Below are 23,787 nucleotides of genomic sequence, written 5' to 3'. Positions count from 1 at the left end.
CGGGCAATGTTAGCGGATGTGTCTCGCGGGCATGGCCGCAGGCCGCGCTGTTTTCAGGGGGCTGGCGGGCGGCGGAATCAAGGGGGCTTATTTCGCTCCTTGATTCATAGCATGAGGTCCTAGTGCAATTTGCGCCGATGCCGTTTTTGGCTGCCCTGAATTTGCTCTTTTTTCTGAACTGGATGCGTGGCTTGCGGCAATGCCGTCATGGCTTTTGCAGCCAGGCGAGGGCGCTGGCTTTGCTGGCGAGCAGGGCGGCGCCCGGCTTTTCGGCGCGGAGCCAGTTTTGCCAGCGCGCGGTGTGCCCGGCCTGGGCCGCTTCGTCTGCGGGCACGAGCCAGAGCGCGGTGCGCGGCGCGTGGCGGGCGGCTTCGCGCAGGAAGCGGGCGGCGCCCCGGTCAGGGCTGGCGCTGGCGTGGCAGGCCAGCAGCAAGGCGGCGGGCGGGCGCGCGGCCAGCTCGGCCAGGGCGGCCTGGCGCTGGGCGCTGCTGCCATCCACATTCAGGATGCGAAGCGCGGGGCTGGCCGGCAGGGCAGGGGGCCAGGGCAGCTCCGGCGGCAGTTCAAAGCCGATGAGCGCGGGCGCTGCGCTGGCGGCGTGGGCGCTGGCGGCGCTTTCGCTGCAAGGGGCGGGGCGCTCGGCGTCCATGACGACGGCGGGCGCGAGGGCATCCAGGCGGGCGAAGACTTGCCGCACGTGCAGCAAGGCTTCGGGCGAGTCTGCGGGCAGGGCGGCATCGGGCTGCGCAAGGCGGCCCAGGCCCTGCCGCCAGCGCCACAGGCAAAAGGCGGCCAGCAGGGCGCGCGGCAGCAGGCCGTAGGTGAATACGCAGCCCATGAGCCACCAGGCCCAGGCGCTTTGATTCGCGGCGGCGGCGCTGGATGCGAGAGTGGCGGAGGCCGGAGCCGATGCCGCCAGGGCCTGCTGCACGGCGGCGGCGTCGGGCACGGCAAAGCCCAGCCGCGCGGGCAGCCAGCCGCTGGCTTGCACGAAGGCGGCGAAGGCGTGGCTGCTGAGGATGGTGGTCTCCCAGGTCAGGCGGTAGGCGCGAAAGGCGAAGTCAAACAGCAGCAGCGCCAGCGCCAGCGCGAAGGCCAGCGCCCAGATGCCGTGGCTGATGCCGCCCAGAAGCCAGGGCCAAAGCCGCAGGCGCTGCAAGACGGTGGCGCTGGCATCGAGCAGCCGGGCCGCATTCGCGCCGGAGCGCGCCAGGCGGCGGCTGGCGCGCGAGGCGACCCGCTGTGCCATGCGTTGGGCCAGCCGCCAGGCCATCCGCCCCAGCAGCGCGCCGCCGCTGGCTTGAGGCAGTTGTCCGGACAGCTGTCCGGGCAGCTGTTTGGGCAGCATGAGCGCGGCCAGCCAGACGGCCAGCGCCAGCAGGTGCGGCCCCAGCAGGGCGGCCAGGGCCGCAGCGGCGTTGATGGTGCGCTCCGCGCCCAGCGCGGCGCGCTCCAGCCCCAGCGCGGCCAGGGCCACGGCCAGCGCCAGCGCGATGAGGGCCAGCCCCAGCGCGGCGCGCGCCTGCTCCAGCGCCTGCGTCAGCCCCAGGCGCTCGCCCAGCAGCCAGGCGCGGCGCAGGTATTGGGCCGGGCGCTCGCCCGGCTTTTCGCGCGCGGCCTGGCGCAGCGCGCCGGCGTCGTCCAGCCAGCCCGTGCTTTCCAGGCCCTGCACGGCCTGCGCGATGACGGCCTGGGCCAGCGGGGTGTCAGCAGGGGCATTCATGCGATGGGCGCGCGAAGAAAAAAGCGCGTGAAGAGGGGGCGGGGGCAGCGAAGAGGTCGCTTTGCTGATTCAAAAACAGGAGCTGATTCAGGGGCATGAAAATCAGGCCTTGCGCAGGCTGCACTAAGACCTCATGCTATGAATCAAGGAGCTAAATCAAAGCAAAACGGGAGCAAGGAGCGAAGGTGAAGAAGCAGAGGCGGCGGCCCCGCCTCGCTTTGCGCGGGCTTACTTTTTGGCGGCGGCGATGCCGTCGGCAATTTCCTTTTTCGCGGCTTCGGGGCCGTCCCAGCCCAGCACCTTGACCCATTTGCCTGCTTCCAGGTCTTTGTAGTGCTCGAAAAAGTGCGTGATGGCGCGCGTGAGGCTTTGCGGCGCGTCGTCAGGCGTTTTCCAGCCGTCATACAGCGGCAGCTTTTTGGAAACGGGCACGGCCAGCACCTTGGCGTCGTTGCCCGCTTCGTCTTGCATGTTCAGGATGCCGATGGCGCGGCAGGTGACAACCACGCCGGGCGGCAGCGGCACGGGAGTGACGACCAGCACGTCCACCGGATCGCCGTCGCCGGCCAGCGTCTGCGGCACGTAGCCGTAGTTGGCGGGGTAGTACATGGCGGCGCTCATGAAGCGGTCCACGAAGAGGGCGCCGCTTTGCTTGTCCACTTCATATTTGATGGGGTCGCCGTGCATGGGAATTTCAATGACGACGTTGAAGGCTTCGGGCGCTTTGTCGCCGGGGGTGACGTTTTTCAGGGACATGTGAGCATTCCTTTCGGCAAAGAGGATTCAAAAGGGGCGGATTCTAGGAATTCGCCAGCCTGACGCTGCGGCTGGCCGCAGCAGGGCGAAAGAATGGAAGCGGGGGACTGGAGGCGCCTTCGCGCGGCAAGCGGTTGCGCCCGGGCGCGGCGGGCGTTCAGGCAGGGTCATCGCAAAGCGCGCCGGAAAGCGGGCCGGGCGCCAGGCTGACTCTTTGGCCTTGGGGCGGGCTTGCGGCCGTCATGCGGCAAGGGCGTTTGCGCCTGGATTCGCGCTTTGCCTGGGCCGCTTTGATGCTTGCCGAAACCAGCGCCAGCGGATTGGGGCCGGGCGTTGCCGGATCGGAATTTCTGGAAGGGCCGCGACGGCGGGCCAGGCGGGCTGAAGCCCTACATGGGCCTTTGCGGCGCGCCATGAAAGGCTGAAATAAAAGCTGGAGTGGAGCGGGCGATGGGAATCGAACCCACGTCTTGAGCTTGGGAAGCTCAGGTCCTGCCATTGAACGACGCCCGCAGGGCAAAGACTTGCAAAGCGCGCGATTCTATATCGCAGGCTTGTGCCGCAGGCGCAGACCTAGAATGCACGGCTTTTCCTCTTGCCATTTCATTCACCCCACGAGGTTTTCCCCATGAACGACTGCAATTGCGACTGCGACAGCGGCGGCAGCCAGCGCCTGGCCATCAACCGCCGCAGCGCCAACATCACCCAGGGCAAGGCGCGCGCGCCCAACCGCAGCATGTACTACGCCATGGGCTACGAGGAAAGCGATTTCCAGAAACCCATGATCGGCGTGGCCAATGGCTACAGCACCATCACGCCGTGCAACAGCGGCCTGCAAAAGCTCGCGGACGCGGCCATTGCCGGCATCCGCGAAGCGGGCGGCAACGCCCAGGTGTTTGGCACGCCCACCATTTCAGACGGCATGGCCATGGGCACCGAAGGCATGAAATACAGCCTGGTCAGCCGCGAAGTCATTTCCGACTGCGTGGAAACCTGCGTGCAGGGCCAGTGGATGGACGGCGTGGTCGTCATTGGCGGCTGCGACAAGAACATGCCCGGCGGCATGATGGGCCTGCTGCGCGCCAACGTGCCGGGCATTTACGTGTATGGCGGCACCATCCTGCCGGGCAAGCTGCACGGGCAAGACCTGAACATCGTCAGCGTGTTTGAAGCCGTGGGCGAAAACGCCGCCGGCAAGATCAGCGACCAAGAGCTGAAAGACGTGGAGCAGCACGCCATTCCCGGCACCGGCTCCTGCGGCGGCATGTACACGGCCAACACCATGTCGGCCGCCTTCGAGGCCATGGGCATGAGCCTGCCGTACTCCAGCACCATGGCCAATCCGCACGACGAAAAACAGAACTCCGCGCGCGAATCGGCCAAAGCCGTCATCGAAGCCGTCAAAAAAGACCTCAAGCCGCGCGACATCGTCACCCGCCAATCCATCGAAAACGCCGTGGCCGTCGTCATGGCCACGGGCGGCTCCACCAACGCCGTGCTGCACTTTCTGGCCATCGCCCACGCGGCGGGCGTGGACTGGAGCATCGACGACTTCGAGCGCATGCGCAAGAAAGTGCCCGTCTTTTGCGACCTCAAGCCCAGCGGCAAATACCTCGCCGTCGATCTGCACCGCGCCGGCGGCGTGCCGCAAGTGATGAAGATGCTGCTGAACGCGGGCCTGCTGCATGGCGACTGCATCACCATCACCGGCAAAACCGTGGCCGAAAACCTCAAGGACGTGCCCGATGAGCCGCCCGCCGGGCAAGACGTGATCCGCCCCTTTGACGCCCCGCTCTACAAACAAGGCCACCTAGCCATCCTCAAAGGCAACCTCTCGCCCGAAGGCGCCGTGGCCAAAATCACCGGCCTGAAAAACCCCGTCATCACCGGCCCCGCCCGCGTGTTCAACGACGAGCAAAGCGCCCTCAAGGCCATTCTGGATGGCCGCATCAAGGCGGGCGACGTCATGGTGCTGCGCTACCTCGGCCCCAAAGGCGGCCCCGGCATGCCCGAAATGCTCGCCCCCACCGGCGCGCTCATCGGCGCGGGCCTGGGCGAAAGCGTGGGCCTGATCACCGACGGGCGCTTTTCCGGCGGCACCTGGGGCATGGTCGTCGGCCACGTGGCCCCTGAAGCCGCAGCAGGCGGCGCCATCGCCCTGGTGGAAGAAGGCGACAGCATCACCATCGACGCCACCCGGCTGCTGCTGCAACTGAACGTGCCCGAAGCCGAAATCGCCCGCCGCCGCGCCCAGTGGCAAGCCCCCCCGCCGCGCTACACGCGCGGCGTGCTCGCCAAATTCGCCTTCAATGCCTCCAGCGCCAGCAAGGGGGCGGTGCTCGACAACTTCTGACGGCTCCCGCCAGCCTTGCAAAAACGCGCCTTCAAGGCGCGTTTTTTATGAGCGCCCCAAATCCCCAAGTGCAACACCGCCAAGAAATTGAGAGGCCCTGAGAGGCCCTGAACCAACGAGCCTGCATACCAATCAGCGAGAAAGGCACTGGGCGGCCGCACGCCGCTCTGTATGCCCAGTGCTTGCAGCAGCTGAGCGTGCAGGGGGCAGTGCATTGAGGCGGTATGCGGTTGGGGTTTGGGCTGCCCCCGTCTTCCGGCCGAAAGCCGCTATGCTTTTAAAAGCGCCAGCAGACTCGCCAGCCATGAAAACCGTGCTGTGCGAAGCCTCAGCGCGGCGTGCCTGGCTCGCAGCGGCTGTCAAAGCGGCGTTGGTTGTATTTCATGCCCACAATGTTTTCGCCGCTCATGAAATTGCGCCATGGCAGGCCGCGCCGGGCCAGCTCAGCCGTGAAAGCGGCGCGGTCGCTTTCATAGCGCTTGAATTCATTGCTGCGGCAATCGAAGAGGAAATAGGCCAGTTGATAAGTCTGGACTGCGGAAGCGGCCGACCGGGGCGCTGCTGCGGCCTGCTCTGATGCCAGGGTGCCATAGGCATAGCCGCGCTCGATGTACCAGCTGTCCAGCTGGCTGACCCAGCCCACGGTTTTCCTGCCGACTTGCAGGCGGTAAGGTGCCCGCGCGCCAGAAAACAACGGCTGACTGACGCGCAGATCGCCTAACACCGCGCCCGAGTAGCCCACCGTTTGCTTGAGCAGGTACGCACCGGCCAGAAATACCAGCGCAAGCGCCGCCAGCACGCCCCAGCCCAGCGCCCCGCCCGCTGACAGGCGGGGCGGACGGCAGCCGCAGCGCAGCCCCCGGCTGGCGCTGCCAAGAGGTTGGACACCGGGAGGCCGAGCGGGCAGCTGCGCTCGCGTCATGCACGCACCTTATTGGGAATACACGCCATCAATGGGCACGGTCCAGCGCTCTTCAACGTCATAAGGCGTGCCAAAGGGGTCCCACGAGCCGGAAACCCAGTTGAAGGTGTCATAGGGGTCTTCAAACCTGTCGGTGTAGTGGTATTCGATGTGGCCTGTGATCTTGTAGGCGCCGTCGTATTGTTTGACTACCGTGCCCTTGAACTCGCCCTCGAGCATGCCGCTGCCCATGGCCCAGACCATCTCATCGCCCCATTTGTACGCGTTCTTGAAGCGGGTATCGTCTTGATCTTGAATCACTTGCTGGATGAAGCGACCCTGGATGCTGCCTTCTTTGCCGAAGGCGCCGTCCTGGTTCACCAACTGCTTCAGGTCGACGCTCAGGCCCATTTCTGTCAGTGTCATGGATTTTCCGCTGTTGTCAGCGTAGTGCTTGTACATACGCATGTTGCCCCACGGGTTGAGCTGGTTCAGCCATTCTTGCGTACTGGCGTTGATGCCTTTGGCGGCGTTGAGCTGCCCGGTGATGCCGCTCGCATCGGTTTGCATCAGCCGTGTCAGCTTGCCCTGCAATGACTGGGCCACCTTATCGGCGCCAACGCTGACCACAGGAAAGCCCGTGTCTGTGCGCACCTGGCCCAATCCCTCAGATGCTGCGGCAAACACACTGGCCTTGACAGCTGGGTCGGCACTGCCTTTGGCCACTTCCAGCAGTTTTTCCAGCTGCTGCGGGTCGTAGCTGACGCTGGTAGTGACGGCGCCCGGGTCGCTAACGGTGGTGGTGGTCTTGTTCAGCCCGGCGTCCACTACGGCCTGCAGGGTCTTGTCGTCCATCTTCTGGATGGCCTGGTTGAACGATGCGGCATCGCCGCCCAGGCTGTTGAGCACATCCAAAATGGCCTCGGCCTCTTTGTCGCCCGTCTCAGTGCTGACGGTGCCCAGGGAGGCCTGCGTGTGAGAGTCGCCATTTGCCGTGCGCGGCGCCATTTCTTCGATAAAGGCCAGCTTGGTTTCGGCATCGGCGTGCCGGGCCACGGCCTGTCCTATGGCTATGACGTCTTGTCGGCTGTCAAAGGCCTGTGCCATGCGGCCCAACTGCTGGCCGTCTAGCCCTTGCGCCAGGGTGTTGAACAGATCGCGCCGTTCATCAGCAGACAGGCCCGATGCACCGCACAGGCCGCTGGCGTTGACATCGTCGGCCAGCGCCCTGAGGTCTGCATCCGAAATTTGCCCGATGGCCGCATTGCGTTCATCCTTTGACAAATCTTTCAGCTCGCGCACGGTTTGTTTGAGATTGTCATTGCGGCCCAAACCTAAAAACCCGTCGTTATGAACGCGCTGGCTGACGTTTCGCGCCACTTCGGCAGTAGTTGCCATTTCTTTTCCCTCCAAATAAATGGAAAACATGCCCGCTATACCAGGAGACTGTGCAAGCACGGCGGCATGATGTGCAAAGCCTTTCAGGCGCGTGTATCCACTTGCCACAGGCCGCGCCTGCCCTGACGTGCCACAGCCATTGGGCAGCGCAAGGTCGCAGAAGTCCCAGAACAGCCCAGGCAAAAACCGCCCGCATCGCCTCACTGGCGGGTGGCAGGCACTTTCTTTTTTGCAGCAATCCCAACGTGGGTCGCAGCGGCAAACAGACAGCTTTGGCACGGGCGTGGCCCTCTTCTGGCTCCAACCAGCCCAGCCCTTGCCCAGAGCTGTGCGCTCGCGGCAGCGCATCCATCGGGCCAAGGCATCGGTTACTCATCTTTTCATAGCTGAATGCGCTTGTCCAGCGGGCGGAAATGGCCTTTTTGAAATAGCCTTTTTGATTTGACAATCCTGCTGCACTTTCCGCGCGCATGCGCAGCGCCAAGCGGCGCGGCGCGCCCAAGGCAATAACCTGCTGCACGCCAGATACGCATCAGCAAACGCTGCAACGAGGAAGAAAAATGGCCGTTTTCCACAAGGTCTGGCCAAGGTTGACCGGCGCTGCGACACCGGCGAGCGCCGGGTGCTGGTGCTGCACCAGCTCAAGCGCCTGCTGTCTGACGACTGCCTGGTCTGGCACGACATACCCGTAGGAACCCAGGCCAGACAGCCTGACTTCTTCATCTTCAGCCCGCGCCAGAGGGCCTGCTGGCGCTGGAGGTCAAGGAGACGCGACGCCCTGGTTGGTGGCAACAAAGACAGCGTGCAGCTGCGCACCCCGCATAGTCTGGTAACCAGCGCCAACCCGCTGCGCCGGGCGCGCGACGATTCGATGGAGCTGGTCAACCTCATGGCGGTAGCTCCGCCCTGGCGCATGAGCAGGAACATTTCAGGGGGCAAGCTGCTGTTTTCCCTATGGCTGGGGCGTGGTTTTTTCCGGGTTGAACGAAAAGGAGCTGGACGGCGCCGATTTCTTCGATCTGTTTCCACGCCACAAACCGCTGCTGCGAAACGGCCTGAAACCCGCGACCTGAAATCCGAATTGGACAAGGCGCATTTTCAGCAGGCGCTGTAAGGCATGTTCACCGTCCACTAACCGCACGCGCTGCCCCTGTCGCATCGCGACTGCGTGTAGTGGCGCCCGTTTCCGGAAGTGCGCATTACGCAAGGCGAACTGTTAAGCGCGCCAGGCGACGGCAAGCAAGCCAATAGCAAGCAGACCGCCCCCTGCCTGCGGCGCTGGCTTTTTTGCAGGTGATGAACCTGACGCAAGAGTAAATGGCCCGCCCTTGGATCACGGTGCTGCTGGGCACGCCGCCCATCGCCTGGCTGGTGCTGGCCATGCTCTGGTTCGGCACGGGCGACGGCACGCCCGTTTTCACCGTCTTCATCGCCAGCTTTCCCGTTGTTTTCGCGGGCGGCATGCAGGGCGCGCGCACGCTGGAGCAGCGCTGGCGCGATCTCTCGCAAGTTTTCGCCTTGCCCTGGCACATGCGCGTGACCGACATCTATCTGCCCCACGTCATCTCCTACCTCTTTCCGGCCTGGATCGTGGCGCTGGGCAGCTCCTGGCGCGTGGTCGTCATGGCCGAGCTGCTGGCTTCATCCGACGGCGTGGGCGCGGCCCTGGCCTCCAGCCGCGCCCAGCTCGACATGCCCGCCACCCTGGCCTGGATCGGCGCCGTCGTGCTGTTGCTGCTGGCGCTGGAATATTTGCTGCTGGAGCCTGTCAAGCGCGAAATCGAGCGCTGGCGCGAAGCGGGCGCGCGCCGGGAAGGGCTGGCATGACGGCCCCCGTGTCTACACCCGCACCCGCGCCTGAAGCCGCCCTCGCCGTCAGGCAACTGAACCACGCCTGGGCCACCCGCAGCGTGCTGGAAGACATCGGCTTTACCCTGCCCGCAGGCCGCGCCATCGCTCTTGTTGGCCCGTGCGGCCCATTGAAGATTCAAGATTCGCCAAGCCCCAAAGCGCCTGAAGCAGCGCTTTTTGCTCTGGCAAACAGACGGCTTTGAACAATCCTTTAAAGCACCGCCAACCTTGGCCCTCTGGGACTCGGGAAGCCGCCACCCCTGACAAAACCAGCGCTTTCGCTGTTACTTGCAGCGCCCAGCCGTCTCGCGCGCTTTGCCTGCTTTACCCCTTCCGCGTCAGCTCACCCATTTGCGTAGAAGCTGCGCGCAAATGAGCGCAAAAATCCCGGGCCAGACTGGCCGGGCGCAGGCAATCCAGCGCGCAAGAGACAAAGCGCGGCAAACACGGAGCGGCAGACAGGGCGGGCAGACTCGAATGTAGGGTGTTATTTTGCTCCTTTATTCGTAGCGCGATGCCCTAGATCAGCCTGCGCTGATCCCGCTTTTCGGTGCCTGGATTCGCTCTTGTTTTAGGTGACCCAGGCGCAGCCCGAAAGCGCGGCAGCATCCGCTCGCCACGCCCGCGCGGCCCAATTTCGACGTTTCCGCGCCTGTTTGGGCAGTGGCAAGTGATCAGAGGCATGGCGGATCGATTACTTGCAGCGTTTATCAAGCCGTATTTGCCAAACGCGTGTCGGGGCGCATCTGCCAGGTGACGTGGTTTGCATGCCGCTGCATCCCGGCCACGCCGTTGGGTCGGTTCGAACCCGGTGCTGACGTCGATTGCCTGATTGAGACGCCAGGCTGCGCCCAAGGTCGCAGCAACGCTCCGGTCGGCTCGCGTGCCAGACCTTCGCTTTCTGGGAACCCGTGCTGCGGGCGATGTCTGGATGCTGGGGCCGCTGTGGCGGGCGCTGAATCTGAAAGACCCGCAAACAGGCAATGGCTGGAAAGGAACAGGGAGCGCAAATGCGATGCTGGCGGGCAAATGGGCGCTCGTGTGCGGAGCCAACAAAGGGCTGGGTCTGGCCGGGCCTGGGTTGTGCGCAGGCGCTGGTGCGTGAAGGGTGAACGTAGTCGTGGCGGCCTTCGGCGGACGGGCGCGTGCCGCCTGTCGCGGCAGACATCACCATCGGGCAGAGGCATGCCGCCGTCTTTGCCGCGCGGCAGGACTTCGGCATCGCGGCACCTAATGCAGGCGGCCCGCCACCGGACGATTTCCGCCAGTTCGACACCGCTGCCTGGCAACAGGCGGTGCAGGCCAACATGCTCATTCCCATCGAGCTGATTCGTGCCAGCATCACCGACATGGCATAGCGCGGCTTTGGCCGCATCGTCAATGTCGCCTCCAGCGCAGTCAAAGCGTCCATCGACATCCTGGCCCCGTCCAACAGCGTGCGCTCGGGGCTGACGGGTTTTGTCGCCGCTCTGGCGTACAACCCCGAATTTGCCGCACGCGGCGTCACGCTAAACAGCCTGCTGCCGGGCAAATTCGATACCGACCGCTTGGCCGGCACCCTGGCCAGCGCAGCCCAGAAAACTGGCCAGTATGTGGACAAAATCCGCCAGGCTCAGCAAAACCAGGTCCCTGCCAGCGCACAAACAGAATGGCCAAATTGCCCGCAAGTCTCAGCGCCCCCAATCCCCAAGTGCAACACTGCCAAGGAACTGAGAGGCCCTGAGAGGCCCTGAACCACCGAGCCTGCATACCAATCAGCGAACCAGAACGCCATGCCCTGGCGCCGGGGCGCAAGCCCCAGTGCCATCAGCGGGGAAATCCAGCGCCACAGCGGCGGCTGCGGCTACGCCAACCACTTCGCTCACATGCGCCGCCTCAGGCGTTGCAAGTTCAGTTGCCCCCCAAGAAGCGGTGCCCACAGTTCGATCTGTTTGCCTGCGCGCGCCAGCACTTGCTTTGTGCTGCTCACTCCGGCAAGCGCTGCTTACCCCGGCAAATAGCCGATCACCTCTAGAGGCGGCGCCCCTCAGACAGGCACAAGCGCGTGTCACACGAAAGCATCTGCTCCTGCCGCTATGCACAGCCCGGCGGCGCTCTCAAAAAGGCCTTGCTGGCCTGCCTGCGCAACGGCCCACGCCCCACGGCCCGTGCCACGCGCTGGCCCCGCTCCAGGAGACAAGACAGGCGCGGGCAAATCAAGAGCCTGCTGAGCATCCATGTGCGCCCGCCCAAAGTCCATGAGCGCCAGCGGCCGGGCCACTGAAAAGGCGATCTGGAAGGCGATCGCATTGAAGGCGCCCGCAGCACCCGCGCCATCGGCGCTTGGGTCGGGCGCGCCACGCCTTGGGTCCTCTGCTGGTTAAGCTGCTGCGCCCCAACCCGGCCACAGCTGCGTGCTGCCAGCCTCCGGCGACAAGCGGCATGGCCGCTCCAATGAGAAAGAGCCTGAGCTGTGACAGGGGCCAGGAGATGGCTTGTCACGAGCCGCTGAGGCACGGGTATGAAGGCGTACTTTGGCGAGCCGCGCAGTCCTTGGCCAAGAGGCGGCAAGGAGAACGCCAGCGGGCTGCTGCATCAGCGCTTTCCCAGGGGGAACGGATTTGAGCGTCTACACGCAAGAGCAGCTCGATGCCGTGGCCGATGAGATCAATGCTCGTCAGAGAAAGGCGCTGGGTGGCCGCACGCCGCTCTGTATGCCCGGTGCTTGCAGCAGCTGAGCGTGCAGGGGCAGTGCATTGAGGCGGTGTACGGTTGGGGCTGCCTTGGCCCTCTACCATAATATAGCTATTGAAAACGTAGCATTAGGTCCTAGTGGATATTGCGCAAGACGGCATTTTGCCCCCCTTTATTCCGCTCCTGTTTTCAATGCAAATCAGCAAGCGGAGGCCGCTCCGTCCATTGCTGCTGCCTGCCATTTCTGCCCGCCGTCTGCCGCATGGAGCATGCGATCATCCTGCTCCATGACGCAGCAGCACTCCCCTGATCTGGAACGCCGCTTTGGCGGCCTGGCGCGGCTTTACGGCGCGGAAGGCGCAGCCCGCATTCGCGCGGCGCGCGTGGCCGTGGTAGGCATTGGCGGCGTTGGCTCATGGGCGGCGGAAGCGCTGGCGCGCAGCGGCGTGGGCGCCATCACGCTGGTTGATCTGGACAACGTGGCCGAGTCCAACGTCAACCGCCAGATTCACGCCCTCACCAGCACGCTGGGCCAGCCCAAAGTGGAGGCTATGCGCCAGCGCATCGCGCTCATACACCCCGGCTGCGAGGTGCATTGCGTGGAAGACTTTGCGGCCCCCGGCAACTGGCCGGCCTTGCTGCCCGCCGCCGTGGACGGCGTGATTGACGCCTGCGACCAGGTGCATGCCAAACAGGCGCTGGCGGCCTGGGCGCTGAAAACACGCGCGCTCTTCATCACTTGTGGCGCGGCTGGCGGCAAGCGCCAGGGCGAGCGCGTGGAAATTGCCGATCTGGCCGAAGTCACGCACGACCCGCTGATGGCCGCCCTGCGCGCCCGCCTGCGGCAAACGGGCAGCATGACCAAGGGCGGTAAAGACGGCAAAGACCGGCAGGCGCGCAGCGGCCTGCACGTGGTCTTCAGCCGCGAAGCAGTGACAAGGCCTGCGGCCTGCGGCCCGCAGCCAGGCCACGACCGCAATCTGAATTGCCACGGCTACGGCTCCGCCGTGACGGTGACCGCGACCTTCGGCCTGGTGGCCGCAGGCTGGATGCTGGAGCGGCTGGCGCAAGGCCGGGCGCTTCAGCATCCGCATACTTGAAAGGCCGTGCTAGAATCCGCCGCTTCGCTTTCCAGCAATGAAGCGGAAGCGGGCGGGTCGTTAGCTCAGCCGGTAGAGCAGCGGACTTTTAATCCGTTGGTCGCAGGTTCGAATCCTGCACGACCCACCACAGACATGAAGCGCCTGAAGCCCAAAAGCGTCAGGCGCTTTTTCTTTGCCTTGATCCGGCGCTGTTTTGCCATGTCCTCATCTGCCGAAATCACCCTTTTGCTTGATGGCCAGCCGCACCGCGTGCCTGCCGGCTCCACGCTGGCAGCCTTGGTACAGGCCCTGGGCCATGCACCCGAAGGCATTGCCACGGCCGTCAATGCGCAATTTGTGCCGCGCAGCGCACGCGCCAGCTTGCAGTTGCGCGAAGGCGATCAGGTCATGCTGTTTCAGCCCATTGTCGGCGGCTGAAGGCGCAAAGCGGCTCAGGCTTGTGCCGCTTGCCAGGGCCCGAATCATGCGATGCGGCGCGCGGGCAGCGCATCGCCTGGCAAACAGCGCCGCGTGAAAACGCCGCATGAATCAAGCGCGAAAAGCGCGCGGCTTCTGCAAAGCCTAACCAGGGTTGCCTTCTGGCAAGGCAAAGCAGCTTTTTCCGTGGCGTCACTGCGCCATCCAGCCCGGCTCAAAGCGTGAAGATTGAGGGAACGTTCACGTTTTTCGCTTTTTTTAGACATTTGGCTACGCTTTGATGTCATAGATACGTCACAATTCGTGACTTGAGGCTTTCTGCGCTTGAGGCGCGCCCAGAGCTTGTGAAGACGGGCGCGCTGTTTTTGGAAGCTCTCTTTTGCCAAAGCAGTTCCAACACATGAACACATGAGCTGGTTTTCAAAACATATCTTTTCGCGGCTGGGCTTTGGCGGCAATGATGCCGAGCGCGTGGTTGAGCAGCTCGAACGCATCCGCGCAGCCATGCTGGATACCCTGGGTGATGAGGGCGCACGCAAATATCCCCTTGTCGTGCGCCGCGTCTTTCATTCCAAAGACGCGCAAGCCCTGTGGTACGCCCGTGGCGAACTCATGGCCGCTCTGGCTGATCTGCATGGCGAGCGTGTGGCGCACCAGCGCATGTCCGAGCTGTCCCACATGTTCGATGGCCTGCTGCCCAAAAGCTTGTTGCCCCGCCGCACGCGGCTAAGGGGCTGAAGCCGGCCGAGTTTTGGCAGTTTCTTTTTTGCGCTGGCGTTCAGATTGCCCGCAAGTGCTGATGCGGTCTGTCCCGCAGCGTTTCATTCAGAAAAGCAGGCTGCCTGCTTTCAGTGCTGGTGGCTGCATCCGCAGCCGTTGGGCGAGTGGCTGTGGGCATGGCCGTGGTCAGGGCGGGGCGCTGGTTGCGCGCGGAAAAAGCTAGCGCCAGCACTGCCATGGCCCACTTCGTCTGCCGTGGCTTCGCGCACGTCGTGCACACGCAAATCCAGCCGCAGGCCTATGCCGGCCAAGGGGTGATTGCCGTCAAGCACCACGTGGTCGGGGTAGATGTCGGTTACGGTGTAGATGCGGTCAGCGGGCATGGCGGCGGCGCCTGGCGGCAGGGCGCTGGCTTCAACCAGCATGCCCTCTTCCAGCCCTTGCGGGAACAGCGCGCGCGGCTGCAAAAAGATGAGCCGTTCGTCAAAGTCGCCAAAAGCGTCTTGCGGCTCCAGGCTGAGTTGCAGGCGCGCGCCTTTGGCGTGGCCTTGCAGGGCTTGTTCGATGCGGGGCAGCAGATCCGTGCCGCCTACGAGAAATTCGACGGGGCTGTCCAGCTCATCCAGCACTTCGCCAAGGGTGTCTTTGAGCGTCCAGGTCAGCGCCACGACGCATTGAGGGGTAATGTCCATGTGAGAATTGTCTCATCACCCCTTACGAATGCCCCGCGCCATGCCAAGCGAAGCTGCCACCAGTCTGCCTGCACTGCCGCAAGGCTCCCTGCAAGGGCGCGAAGCCTTCCGGCAGGCAGTGCGAGATGCCATCGCCCATGCCGCCGCTGCGCCTGCGCAGTTCAGCCAGCTCATCTTCTGCGACCCCGACTTTGCCGACTGGCCCTTGGGCGAGCGCGCCGTGGCCGATGCCCTGCAAGCCTGGGCGCTGCGCGGTCACGGCCAGTTGCTGCTGCTGGCCAGCTGCTATGACGAAGTGCAGCGCCTGCACCCGCTTTTCGTGCAATGGCGGCGCTTGTGGAGCCACAAGATCGAAGCGCGCGCCTGCTGCGCCGCGCACGCGGCCGACCTGCCCGGCGTGCTCTGGACGCCCGCCTGGGCGCTGCGCCGCTTTTCTCCCCTGCATAGCGTGTGCGTGGCAGGCCACGAGGCCGATCGCCGCACCACGCTGCGCGCAGAACTGGACGAATGGCTGGGCCGCAGCATGCCTGCTTTTCCGGCATCCGTGCTGGGTTTGTAAGAGCCTGTTCACAATCCGTTCGTGGGCGCGAAAAACACGGGCTTGAACGCTCGTGGTTCTTGCAAATCTTCGCCAGGTCGCAACAGCTGCCTGTGGTTTACGCCTTGCAGCCCAACCCGATTTGCACTTTTGCCCTTCACGGCCGGAATGCGGACAGGCTTTAGCGGCACGCCCAAGTGACACATTTTGCTACCCCAAAAAGGCGCTGCAATCAAGGGCGTTCCTATAATTTTCTTCACTTGCCTGCGCGAATTTTGATTTGGCTCAGGCGGTCATGGCGCCAGAGGCACAGCCCGCCTTGGCCTCATGTTTTCAATATTCGTGACTCATGGAGGTTCACAAAATGAACAAGTCCTTCGATAAATCTCTCGTTCTGGCGGCCCTGGCCGCTGCCGCCATGCTGGCCGCCTGCGGCAAGAATGAAGCGCCTGCCACTGGTTCTGCCGCAGACGCTGTCAAGCAGGAACAAGCCAGCCAGGCGCCCAGCGTGGGCGAGGCTGCCAAGCAAATGGGCGATGCCGCCACCAACATGGGCAAGGCCGTAGGCGAAGCCGCCAAGGACGCCGCCAACGAAGCCGCCCAGGCCGCCAGCCAGGCCGCGCAAGATGCCAAGAACGCCGCCCAAGACGCCAAAGAAGCTGCCCATGACGCCATGAATGAAGCCAAGGAAATGGCTCATGACGCCGCCCAGGCCACTGGTCAAGCTGTGCAAGACGCCAAAAATGCCGCCAGCGAGGGCATGGATGCCGCCAAACAAGCCGCTGATGACGCAGCGCAAAAAGCCGCCGAGGCCGCAGGCGCTGCCAAGGAAGCCGCTCAAGGCGCTTTTGGCCCAGGCGGCAAGTAAGGTGAGCAAGGCGCGCTGAACGCCTTCTGCCACACTCCACGCCCCTCATGCCGCCTTCTGGCGCATGAGGGGTTTTCCGTTTCCGGCCCCACTGTTTCACTGCTTGCGTGCATGGAAGAGGGTTTGAGTCAAGCCTTTTTCAGCTCCTTGATTGATAGCAATATCTCCCCGCCAAATGGGCGGGAAACGCATTTTCAACGTATCTGAATTTGCTCCTTTTTTGAAGCGGCACACAAAGCCTTCGCCCATGCCACACGCTTTTTCTTCCCCGACTGCCATGCCCATTGCCCTTCAGATTGCCGCCGAACTCGGCGTACGCCCGCCGCAGGTGCAGACCGCCATTGACTTGCTGGATGGCGGCGCCACCGTGCCCTTCATCGCCCGCTACCGCAAGGAAGCCACGGGCGGGCTGGACGATGCCCAGCTGCGCGAGCTGCAAATGCGCCTGGGCTATTTGCGCGAGCTGCACGAGCGCCGCGCCGCCATCCTCAAAAGCATTGAGGAGCAAGGCAAGCTCACGCCCGGTTTGCGCGCCGCCATCGAAGCCGCGCCCACCAAGCAGGAGCTGGAAGATTTGTATCTGCCCTACAAGCCCAAAAGGCGCACCAAGGCGCAGATTGCGCGTGAATTCGGCATGGAGCCGCTGGCCGACCAGCTTTGGGCCGACCCTTCGCTGGACCCCGCGCAGGCCGCCCAGCCTTTTGTGAAGGCTGAAAAAGGCGAAGGCGGCGAAGACTTCACCACCGTGGCCGCCGTGCTCGATGGCGTGCGCGACATCCTGGCCGAGCGCTGGGCCGAAGACGCCGCCCTCGTGCAAAGCCTGCGCGAATGGCTCTGGCAAGAAGGCCAGTTGCAAAGCCAGCTGGCCGCCGGCAAGAACGAGGCCGACCCCGAAGTGGCCAAGTTCCGCGACTATTTCGACTACGCCGAACCCATGAGCCGCGTGCCCAGCCACCGCGCGCTGGCCGTCTTTCGCGGGCGGCAGCTTGAAATGCTGGAGGCCCGCCTCATCGCCCCTTTGGCCGAAGACGGCAAAACGAGCCTGGCCGAAGGCCGCATCGCCCTGCACCTGGGCTGGCGTCACCAGGGCCGCCCGGCGGATGATTTGCTGCGCAAATGCGTGGCCTGGGCCTGGCGCGTCAAGCTCAGCCTCTCTACCGAGCGCGACCTGTTCGCCCGCCTGCGCGAAGAAGCTGAAAAAGTCGCCATCAAGGTTTTTGCCGACAACCTGCGCGATCTGCTGCTGGCCGCCCCCGCCGGGGCCAGGGCCGTCATGGGGCTGGACCCCGGCATTCGCACCGGCGTGAAAGTGGCCGTGGTGGACGCCACCGGCAAGCTGCTGGAAACCGCCACCATCTACCCCCACGAGCCGCGCCGCGACTGGGACGGCAGCATCCACACCCTGGCGCGCCTGATTGCGCAGCACGGCGTGCAGCTCATTGCCATTGGCAACGGCACGGCCAGCCGCGAGACCGACAAACTGGCGGGCGACCTCATCCAATACATGCACAAAATGGCCGCCAGCCAGCCCGGCATCACCCTGCCCGCCATTGAAAAAGTCGTCATCAGCGAAGCGGGCGCATCCGTTTACTCCGCCAGCGAATACGCCAGCCAGGAGCTGCCCGATGTGGACGTGAGCCTGCGCGGCGCCGCCAGCATTGCCCGCCGCCTGCAAGACCCGCTGGCCGAACTCGTCAAGATTGACCCGAAAAGCATCGGCGTGGGCCAATACCAGCACGACGTGAACCAAAGCGAGCTGGCCCGCGCGCTCGATGCCGTGGTGGAAGACTGCGTGAACGGCGTGGGCGTGGACCTGAACACCGCCAGCGCGCCGCTGCTGGCGCGCGTCTCGGGCCTTTCAGGCGCCGTGGCCAAATCCATCGTGCGCTGGCGCGAGCAAAACGGCGCATTCGGCAACCGCCAGCAGCTGCTCAAAGTAACGGGCCTAGGCCCCAAAACCTTCGAGCAAAGCGCGGGCTTTTTGCGCATACGCGGCGGCGACAACCCGCTGGACATGACCGGCGTGCACCCCGAAACCTACCCCGTGGTAGAGCAAATCATCGCCCGCACCGGCAAGCCCATTGACCAGCTCATGGGCCGCGCCGAAGTGCTCAAAACACTCAAGCCCGAACAATTTGCCACGCCGCAATTTGGCCCTATCACCGTGCGCGACATCCTCGCCGAGCTGGAAAAACCCGGCCGCGACCCGCGCCCCGGCTTTCAGGTGGCGCGCTTCAACGAAGGCGTGAACGATATTGCCGACCTGAAAGAAGGCATGGTGCTCGAAGGCACCGTCAGCAACGTGGCCGCCTTTGGCGCTTTCGTCGATCTGGGCGTGCACCAGGACGGCCTCATCCACGTCAGCCAGCTGGCCAACCGCTTTGTGTCCGACGCGCGCGAAATCGTCAAAACCGGCCAGATCGTGAAAGTGAAAGTGCTGGAAGTGGATGTGCCGCGCAAGCGCATCAGCCTGAGCATGAAGCTGGACGCCGCCACCGGCAAAACGGGCAGGCACGGCAAAAGCGAACCGCGCGAAAACCGCTACGCCCCGCCGCCGCGCGGCAACAAGCCGGGCGGCCGCGCGCCGCAAGCGCCCAGCACCGCGATGGCTTCCGCCTTTGAAAAGCTCAAGGGTCTGCAAACCCGCTAGCCAGGCCCAGGCGCAAAGCAGCCGCCTTGCCATTCACGGTGCGCAAGCGGCCTTCGGCGCTTCTGGAATTGATGGCCTGCTCACGGCTTGCCAGATGACATCAATAACGGGAGCGAATTCAAGGGGGTCAAAATGCCGTTTCGCGCCCTTTCCACTAGGACATCGTGCAATTGGAAAAGGAGCGAAATAACAGAATGCCCAAGGCTTGCCTAGCTTATTGCCTGACGGGAATGGGCGTGCTGCGGTCTATGGGCACGGCGGCCACGCTGTTTTGCGGCGAGCCGTCAATCAGTTTGTCGGAATACGTGAGGTAGATGAGCACATTGCGCTGCACATCCACCATGCGCACCACGCGCAGGCGCTTGAAAAGAATGGACATGCGCTCGGAAAACACTTCATCCTGCGTTTCAAGCGGCTTTTTGAAAACAACCGGGCCAACCTGGCGGCAGGCAATGGAAGCCTCGGCGCGATCTTCCGCCACGCCCACGGCGCCTTTGAGGCCGCCCGTGCGGGCGCGCGCCACGTAGCAGGTCACGCCCTGCACGAGCGGGTCGTCATACGCTTCCACCACGATTTTGTGATTGGGGCCGATCAGCTTGAAGGCCGTGCTGACAGCGCCGATCTTCTCGCCGCTGGCCGCAGCAGGCAGCGCGGCGGCCAAAAGAGCGGACGCCAGGGCGGTTTTGAGAATTTTGGGAAAGCGGCTGGCAAGTAAAAACATGGCTGAAAAAAGAGTCAAAGCGTTGCAGGATAGCGCCCGCTGCCGCTAGGCGGCCAAATTGCACGCCCTAGAATCCGCCGCTTGGCCCGCGCCGCCATTGGCAAGGGCCGCTTGTTTCATCTGAAGGGAAAGGCGCAGCAAATATGAAAATCGGTAACGTTGTTGGCTTGGTCGGCTGGCGCGGCATGGTCGGCTCCGTGTTGATGGACCGCATGCAGGCGGAAGGCGATTTCAAGCTGATCGAGCCTGTTTTCTTCTCCACGAGCAACGCAGGCGGCACGGCTCCCGCCCAGGCAAAAAACGAGAAAACGCTGAAAGACGCGCGCGACATCGAGGCACTGAAGCAGTGCGACATCATCCTGACTTGCCAGGGCGGCGACTACACCAACGAAATCTTCCCCAAACTGCGCGGCGCGGGCTGGCAAGGCCACTGGATTGACGCCGCCAGCGCCTTGCGCATGAAAAGCGATGCCGTCATCGTGCTGGACCCGGTGAACATGCCCGTCATCCAGAGCGCCCTGGCCAAAGGCGGCAAAAACTGGATCGGCGGCAACTGCACCGTCAGCTGCATGCTGATGGGCGTGGGCGCGCTCTTCAAGGCCGGGCTGGTCGAATGGATGAATACGCAAACCTACCAGGCTGCCAGCGGCGGCGGCGCGCAGCACATGCGCGAGCTGCTGACGCAGTTTGGCGCGCTGCACGCCGAAGTGCGCGATTTGCTGGCCGACCCCAAGAGCGCCATCCTGGAAATCGACCGCATGGTCATCAGCAAACAGCGCAGCCTGAGCGAGAAGGAAACCGTCCACTTCGGCGTGCCGCTGGGCGGCAGCCTGATTCCATGGATCGACAAGGACCTGGGCGACGGCTACTCGCGCGAAGAGTGGAAGGGCATGGCCGAAACCAACAAGATCCTGGGGCAGGGCGAAGGCTTTGGCTCGCCCGCCGTGCCTGTGGACGGTTTTTGCGTGCGCGTGGGCGCCATGCGCTGCCACAGCCAGGCGCTGACCTTCAAGCTGAAAAAGGATGTGCCGCTGGCCGACGTTGAAGCCATGATCGCCGCCGATAACGAGTGGGTGAAAGTGGTGCCCAACACACGCGAAGCCACCCTGAAGGATCTGACGCCCGTGGCCGTGACCGGCACGCTGCAAATCCCCGTGGGCCGCATCCGCAAAATGAACATGGGGCCGCAGTACCTGGGCGCTTTCACCATTGGCGACCAGCTGCTGTGGGGCGCCGCCGAACCGCTGCGCCGCATGCTGCGCATCCTGCTGGAGCAATAAGCACCTTCACGCACCAGCCTGGCTGATGGCAGGCCGGGAAACGTTACGTTGCCAGACCACAACAAGAACATGTGCATTTTTGCGCATATGGTTTGTTAGATAACGTTACCGCGTGTCTCGCCTTGTCAGGCACAAATGATGATGCTATGGTTAATTCCCTTCGCGGTCCCGAAGGGTTGGGCACGCAAAAAACAGAACGACTGAAGCCGCGCGAGCGGAATTCCGACGACAAATTCCGACAACATGCACAAACTGAACATGACACCGTGGAAACAAAAAACACTGGCCGCAGCCGCCACGCTGGCGCTGGCAGGTCTGAGTCTTGATGTCAGCGCCTTCGCGCTGGGCGCCGTCACGGTGCACTCTCACTTGGGCGAGCCGCTGCGCGCCGAAATCGAAGTGCCCCAAATCTCGGAAGCCGAGGCCAAAACGCTGCAAGCCACGTTGGCCTCGCCCCAGGCCTTCCAGGCTGCTGGCGTGGAATACAACCCGGCTGTCGTGGGCGTGCGCGTCACCCTGCATCAACGCAAAAACGGCCAGTCTTACCTGCGCCTGGTTGGCACGCGCCCCGTGAACGAGCCGTTCCTGGGCATCGTCATTGAAAGCTCCTGGTCCAACGGCCGAGTGGTGCGCGACTACACCATGCTGATTGACCCGGCAGACCCCGGCAAGCGCCAGACGGCAGAAGCCAATCAGGCCCAGACGTCAGCCTCAAAAAATGGAGGGGCCAAGCCTGCTGTAGCTGAGCAGGTGACATCGGCCCGCCCTTCCAAAGCCAACCGCTCTTCCAGGACCGCCGCCGCTTCGGGTGACGGCGAGACCGTCACCGTCCGCCGTGGCGATACGGCTTATGGCCTGGTTGCCTCCATCACGCCCCAAGGCATCTCCCTTGATCAGATGCTGGTGGCTTTGCAGCGCGCCAATCCGCATGCTTTCATCCGGGGCAATGTCAATCTGCTCAAGGCGGGCGCTGTCGTCACGCTGCCTACTGAAGAGCAGGCCAGCGCCATCACCCGCAGCGCCGCGCGCCGCGCCGTGGTGGCCCAGAGCCGGGATTTCCATGCTTACCGCTCCGGCCTTGCCAGCCACGCGCCCCGCACGGCAACGGCGTCTGCTGGCCGCAGCGACAGCGGTGCCGTGCAAGCCCACGTGCAAGAGGCCCAGCCCCGCCAGTCCAGCGGCGACAACCTGATCCTGACACGTGGCAAGACGCGCGCCCAGGCTGAAGAACGCATCGCGCAGAACCGCCAGGCGCGCGAAAACAACGAGCGCGAAGCGGAGCTGAAACGCAATATCGACCAGCTCAAGCAACTGCAAACCGCTGCGGCAGGCACTGCGGCTGCGCCGGGCGGCGGCGAGCCAGCCGCGCCATCCGCCGCGCCTCAAATCAATGTGCCCGCCACTGCGCCTGTGGTTGAGTCAACGCCGCCTGCTGCGCCGCCGCCTGCTCCCGCCGCAGTTGAACCCCAGCAGCCGCCTGCCACGCCAGTTCCGCCTCCGCCTGTGGCCGCCACGCCAGAAGCGCCGCCCGCCTCGCCAGTGGCCGAACCGCCTGCGCCGCCAGCAGCGGAAACAACGCCTGCCGAGCCGCCTGCGCCCCCGCCCCCCCCCGCCAGAGCAGCCTCCGGCGCCGGTCACGCCGCCTGCGCCAGTTGTGGCCGAAGAGCCTTCCATGCTTGATTCGCTGCTTCAGGAACCTCTCATTCCGGGCATCGGCATCGGTCTGCTTGCCCTGCTGGCGGGCCTTGGCTTCTACAAAATCAGGCAGTCAAAAAAAAAGGCGGCGCCGCTCGATAGCGGGTTGAGCGAAAGCCGGCTGCAACCTGACTCCTTCTTCCACAGCAGCGGCAGCAGAACAGACAGCCGCAACAGCGACTCATCCGCCATGTCCGGCCAGACCTCCATGGCCTATTCGCCCAGCCAGCTTGACGCAGCGGGCGATGTAGATCCCGTGGCCGAGGCCGACGTCTATCTGGCCTATGGCCGCGACATGCAGGCCGAAGAAATCCTGAAAGAAGCCCTGCTGACACATCCCACCCGGGTTTCCGTGCATCGCAAGCTGGCTGAAATCTATGCCAAGCGGCGCGACGCCGCCGCGCTGGAAGACATTGCCACGCAAGCCTATCCGCTGACCAATGGGCGCGGCAGCGACTGGGACGCCATCTGCGTTCTGGGCAACGAAGTGGACCCCGGCAACGGCCTGTACAAGCCGGGCGGCAAGCCAGGCGCCAAATCCGCCGCTGCGCCTGCCGCCGCTGCCAGCAACTATGGCGCCGACACCGAGCCGCAGGTAACGGCGCAGGCCAGCCCGCAGCCCGCAGCTTCTGCGGCGCCGGCCCCAGCCGTCAGCTCCACGCAAGCCAAGAAAGAGGAGCTTTCCGCAGCCTTTGCCGCGCAAGGCCCTTCATCCGTAGCGCCCGCGCTGGACTCCACGATTGATTTCGACCTTGACGTGGACCTTGACAGCATCACCCCCCCGGCTCCCAAGGAGAAAGAAAAGCCTGCGGCTGCGGCCTCCTCGCCCAGCTCCGGCATGATCGAGTTCGACATCGACGCGCTCTCGCTCGACCCCGACTCGCGCGGTGCCGAGCTGAACACCGAGCAGCCTGAAGACGCAGACGACGACCCGCTGGCCACCAAGCTGGCGCTCGCCCAGGAGTTCCATTCCATTGGCGACACGGAAGGCGCGCGTCTCATGGCCAAGGAAGTTGTGGCCGAAGCCACCGGCGCGCTCAAGATTCGCGCGGAGCGCTTCCTGCACGAAATCAGCTAACCCTTCCGCCCTTTTCAGCTTCCGGGCTTTTCTCAGGCGTGCCGTTTTTCCCCAAATGGCACGCCGTTTTCATTTCCTCTTTCAGAACACCCGCAACGGCAGACCGGTTGCGAGCCGCAAAAATAAGAGCAAATTCAGACGCCCTGAAAACGGCTTCTCCGCCCAGTTGGCGGGGACATCATGCTATGAATCAAGGAGCAAGAATCTGCTCCGAAATGCCAAGCCATGTGCCTTGATGACGCGGCAGCTTCTGCCCGCCAGACAGATTCAAGGCATCCCAACGCAAGGCACGCATCCGCGCGGCAAAAGGCGGCCCATGCAGCATTGCACTCCAGCCTGCCTTGCGGCGGCAAACATGAGGGCGCCGGTC

Annotated in this window: 21 protein-coding genes, 2 tRNA genes and 1 pseudogene; 15 read left to right on the top strand and 9 right to left on the bottom strand. The window is 64.1% G+C overall.

Features of this window, described 5'->3' with window-relative positions:
• Nucleotides 1-205: 205 nt before the first annotated feature.
• The 3 genes from ADJ79_RS01860 to ADJ79_RS01845 all read right to left on the bottom strand — a co-directional run bounded on the left by ADJ79_RS01860 (nt 206) and on the right by ADJ79_RS01845 (nt 2,992).
• Nucleotides 206-1,723 carry a DUF2868 domain-containing protein gene (locus ADJ79_RS01860; RefSeq protein ID WP_050714537.1) on the bottom strand — a complete coding sequence of 506 codons (1,518 nt, stop codon included), beginning with the start codon at nt 1,721-1,723 and terminating at the stop codon, nt 206-208.
• Nucleotides 1,724-1,951: 228 nt separating this feature from the next.
• Complete coding sequence (gene ppa, locus ADJ79_RS01855) at nt 1,952-2,479, bottom strand: inorganic diphosphatase (RefSeq protein WP_050714536.1); 528 nt, start codon at nt 2,477-2,479, stop codon at nt 1,952-1,954.
• A 439-nt stretch (nt 2,480-2,918) separates the two neighbouring features.
• Nucleotides 2,919-2,992: transfer RNA gene (locus tag ADJ79_RS01845), tRNA-Gly, on the bottom strand.
• A gap of 115 nt (nt 2,993-3,107) precedes the next feature.
• On the opposite strand from ADJ79_RS01845, the gene ilvD reads away from it, so the two are divergent.
• A complete protein-coding gene (gene ilvD, locus ADJ79_RS01840) occupies nt 3,108-4,832 on the top strand; it encodes a dihydroxy-acid dehydratase (protein WP_050714534.1) in 1,725 nt (574 codons plus the stop codon).
• 328 nt (nt 4,833-5,160) lie between these two features.
• Here the strand turns inward: ilvD and ADJ79_RS01835 are convergent, their stop codons facing one another.
• Nucleotides 5,161-5,754 carry a hypothetical protein gene (locus ADJ79_RS01835; protein ID WP_156303962.1) on the bottom strand — a complete coding sequence of 198 codons (594 nt, stop codon included), beginning with the start codon at nt 5,752-5,754 and terminating at the stop codon, nt 5,161-5,163.
• A 9-nt stretch (nt 5,755-5,763) separates the two neighbouring features.
• Complete coding sequence (locus ADJ79_RS01830) at nt 5,764-7,131, bottom strand: hypothetical protein (protein WP_156303961.1); 1,368 nt, start codon at nt 7,129-7,131, stop codon at nt 5,764-5,766.
• A gap of 622 nt (nt 7,132-7,753) precedes the next feature.
• Here ADJ79_RS01830 and ADJ79_RS13815 point away from each other — a divergent pair.
• From ADJ79_RS13815 to ADJ79_RS01790, 8 genes and pseudogenes are all read left to right on the top strand, one after another.
• Entirely contained in the window at nt 7,754-8,245 is a 492-nt protein-coding gene (locus ADJ79_RS13815; protein WP_172674007.1) for an NERD domain-containing protein, read from the top strand.
• Nucleotides 8,246-8,448: 203 nt separating this feature from the next.
• The gene (locus ADJ79_RS01825; RefSeq protein ID WP_253273847.1) at nt 8,449-8,958 is read left to right on the top strand and encodes an ABC transporter permease; all 510 of its coding nucleotides are present in this window, start codon (nt 8,449-8,451) and stop codon (nt 8,956-8,958) included.
• A complete protein-coding gene (locus ADJ79_RS13810) occupies nt 8,955-9,185 on the top strand; it encodes a hypothetical protein (protein WP_156303959.1) in 231 nt (76 codons plus the stop codon). Before ADJ79_RS01825 ends, ADJ79_RS13810 begins: the two co-directional genes overlap by 4 nt.
• An 812-nt stretch (nt 9,186-9,997) precedes the next feature.
• Nucleotides 9,998-10,616, top strand: a pseudogene (locus tag ADJ79_RS15355) (SDR family NAD(P)-dependent oxidoreductase); the annotation flags it as partial.
• A gap of 1,326 nt (nt 10,617-11,942) precedes the next feature.
• Entirely contained in the window at nt 11,943-12,755 is an 813-nt protein-coding gene (locus ADJ79_RS01805) for a ThiF family adenylyltransferase (protein WP_050714528.1), read from the top strand.
• A gap of 54 nt (nt 12,756-12,809) precedes the next feature.
• Nucleotides 12,810-12,885, top strand: a tRNA-Lys gene (locus ADJ79_RS01800).
• 71 nt (nt 12,886-12,956) lie between these two features.
• Entirely contained in the window at nt 12,957-13,175 is a 219-nt protein-coding gene (gene thiS / locus ADJ79_RS01795; protein ID WP_050716339.1) for a sulfur carrier protein ThiS, read from the top strand.
• Nucleotides 13,176-13,583: 408 nt separating this feature from the next.
• Nucleotides 13,584-13,913: a hypothetical protein gene (locus ADJ79_RS01790; RefSeq protein WP_050714527.1), complete on the top strand. Its 330-nt coding sequence runs from the start codon at nt 13,584-13,586 to the stop codon at nt 13,911-13,913.
• Between the two features lie 110 nt (nt 13,914-14,023).
• Here the strand turns inward: ADJ79_RS01790 and ADJ79_RS01785 are convergent, their stop codons facing one another.
• Nucleotides 14,024-14,587: an FKBP-type peptidyl-prolyl cis-trans isomerase gene (locus ADJ79_RS01785; RefSeq protein ID WP_050714526.1), complete on the bottom strand. Its 564-nt coding sequence runs from the start codon at nt 14,585-14,587 to the stop codon at nt 14,024-14,026.
• A gap of 40 nt (nt 14,588-14,627) precedes the next feature.
• On the opposite strand from ADJ79_RS01785, the gene ADJ79_RS01780 reads away from it, so the two are divergent.
• Together ADJ79_RS01780 and ADJ79_RS01775 are read left to right on the top strand one after the other, a co-directional pair.
• Nucleotides 14,628-15,146, top strand: a complete 519-nt coding sequence (locus ADJ79_RS01780) for a hypothetical protein (RefSeq protein WP_050716338.1) — start codon at nt 14,628-14,630, stop codon at nt 15,144-15,146.
• A 343-nt stretch (nt 15,147-15,489) separates the two neighbouring features.
• The gene (locus ADJ79_RS01775; protein WP_156303957.1) at nt 15,490-15,993 is read left to right on the top strand and encodes a hypothetical protein; all 504 of its coding nucleotides are present in this window, start codon (nt 15,490-15,492) and stop codon (nt 15,991-15,993) included.
• Nucleotides 15,994-16,089: 96 nt separating this feature from the next.
• Here ADJ79_RS01775 and ADJ79_RS13805 read toward each other — a convergent pair whose 3' ends face one another.
• A complete protein-coding gene (locus ADJ79_RS13805; RefSeq protein WP_156303956.1) occupies nt 16,090-16,272 on the bottom strand; it encodes a hypothetical protein in 183 nt (60 codons plus the stop codon).
• On the opposite strand from ADJ79_RS13805, the gene ADJ79_RS01770 reads away from it, so the two are divergent.
• Nucleotides 16,271-18,643, top strand: a complete 2,373-nt coding sequence (locus ADJ79_RS01770) for a Tex family protein (protein ID WP_050716337.1) — start codon at nt 16,271-16,273, stop codon at nt 18,641-18,643. The two genes, ADJ79_RS13805 and ADJ79_RS01770, sit on opposite strands and share 2 nt — an antisense overlap.
• 214 nt (nt 18,644-18,857) lie before the next feature.
• Here the strand turns inward: ADJ79_RS01770 and ADJ79_RS01765 are convergent, their stop codons facing one another.
• Complete coding sequence (locus tag ADJ79_RS01765) at nt 18,858-19,364, bottom strand: CreA family protein (protein WP_050714524.1); 507 nt, start codon at nt 19,362-19,364, stop codon at nt 18,858-18,860.
• A gap of 149 nt (nt 19,365-19,513) precedes the next feature.
• Between ADJ79_RS01765 and asd the strand changes: the two genes are divergently transcribed.
• Nucleotides 19,514-20,644, top strand: a complete 1,131-nt coding sequence (gene asd, locus ADJ79_RS01760) for an aspartate-semialdehyde dehydrogenase (RefSeq protein WP_156304255.1) — start codon at nt 19,514-19,516, stop codon at nt 20,642-20,644.
• A 258-nt stretch (nt 20,645-20,902) separates the two neighbouring features.
• Nucleotides 20,903-22,324 carry a FimV family protein gene (locus ADJ79_RS13800; RefSeq protein ID WP_172674006.1) on the top strand — a complete coding sequence of 474 codons (1,422 nt, stop codon included), beginning with the start codon at nt 20,903-20,905 and terminating at the stop codon, nt 22,322-22,324.
• 72 nt (nt 22,325-22,396) lie between these two features.
• Here ADJ79_RS13800 and ADJ79_RS14920 read toward each other — a convergent pair whose 3' ends face one another.
• Nucleotides 22,397-22,549 (bottom strand): hypothetical protein, encoded by a 153-nt coding sequence (locus ADJ79_RS14920; RefSeq protein WP_172674005.1) that lies wholly within the window; start codon nt 22,547-22,549, stop codon nt 22,397-22,399.
• On the opposite strand from ADJ79_RS14920, the gene ADJ79_RS14915 reads away from it, so the two are divergent.
• Nucleotides 22,530-23,417, top strand: coding sequence for a FimV/HubP family polar landmark protein (locus ADJ79_RS14915; RefSeq protein WP_172674004.1), 888 nt, complete (start codon nt 22,530-22,532; stop codon nt 23,415-23,417). The genes ADJ79_RS14920 and ADJ79_RS14915 overlap by 20 nt on opposite strands.
• Nucleotides 23,418-23,787: the final 370 nt, after the last annotated feature.

Origin of the sequence: Ottowia sp. oral taxon 894, assembly GCF_001262075.1 — a bacterium.
Taxonomy (GTDB): Bacteria; Pseudomonadota; Gammaproteobacteria; order Burkholderiales; family Burkholderiaceae_C; genus Ottowia; species Ottowia massiliensis.
The sequence above is the reverse complement of the archived record's forward strand: the minus strand, read 5'-3'. Positions and strand labels throughout refer to the sequence as shown.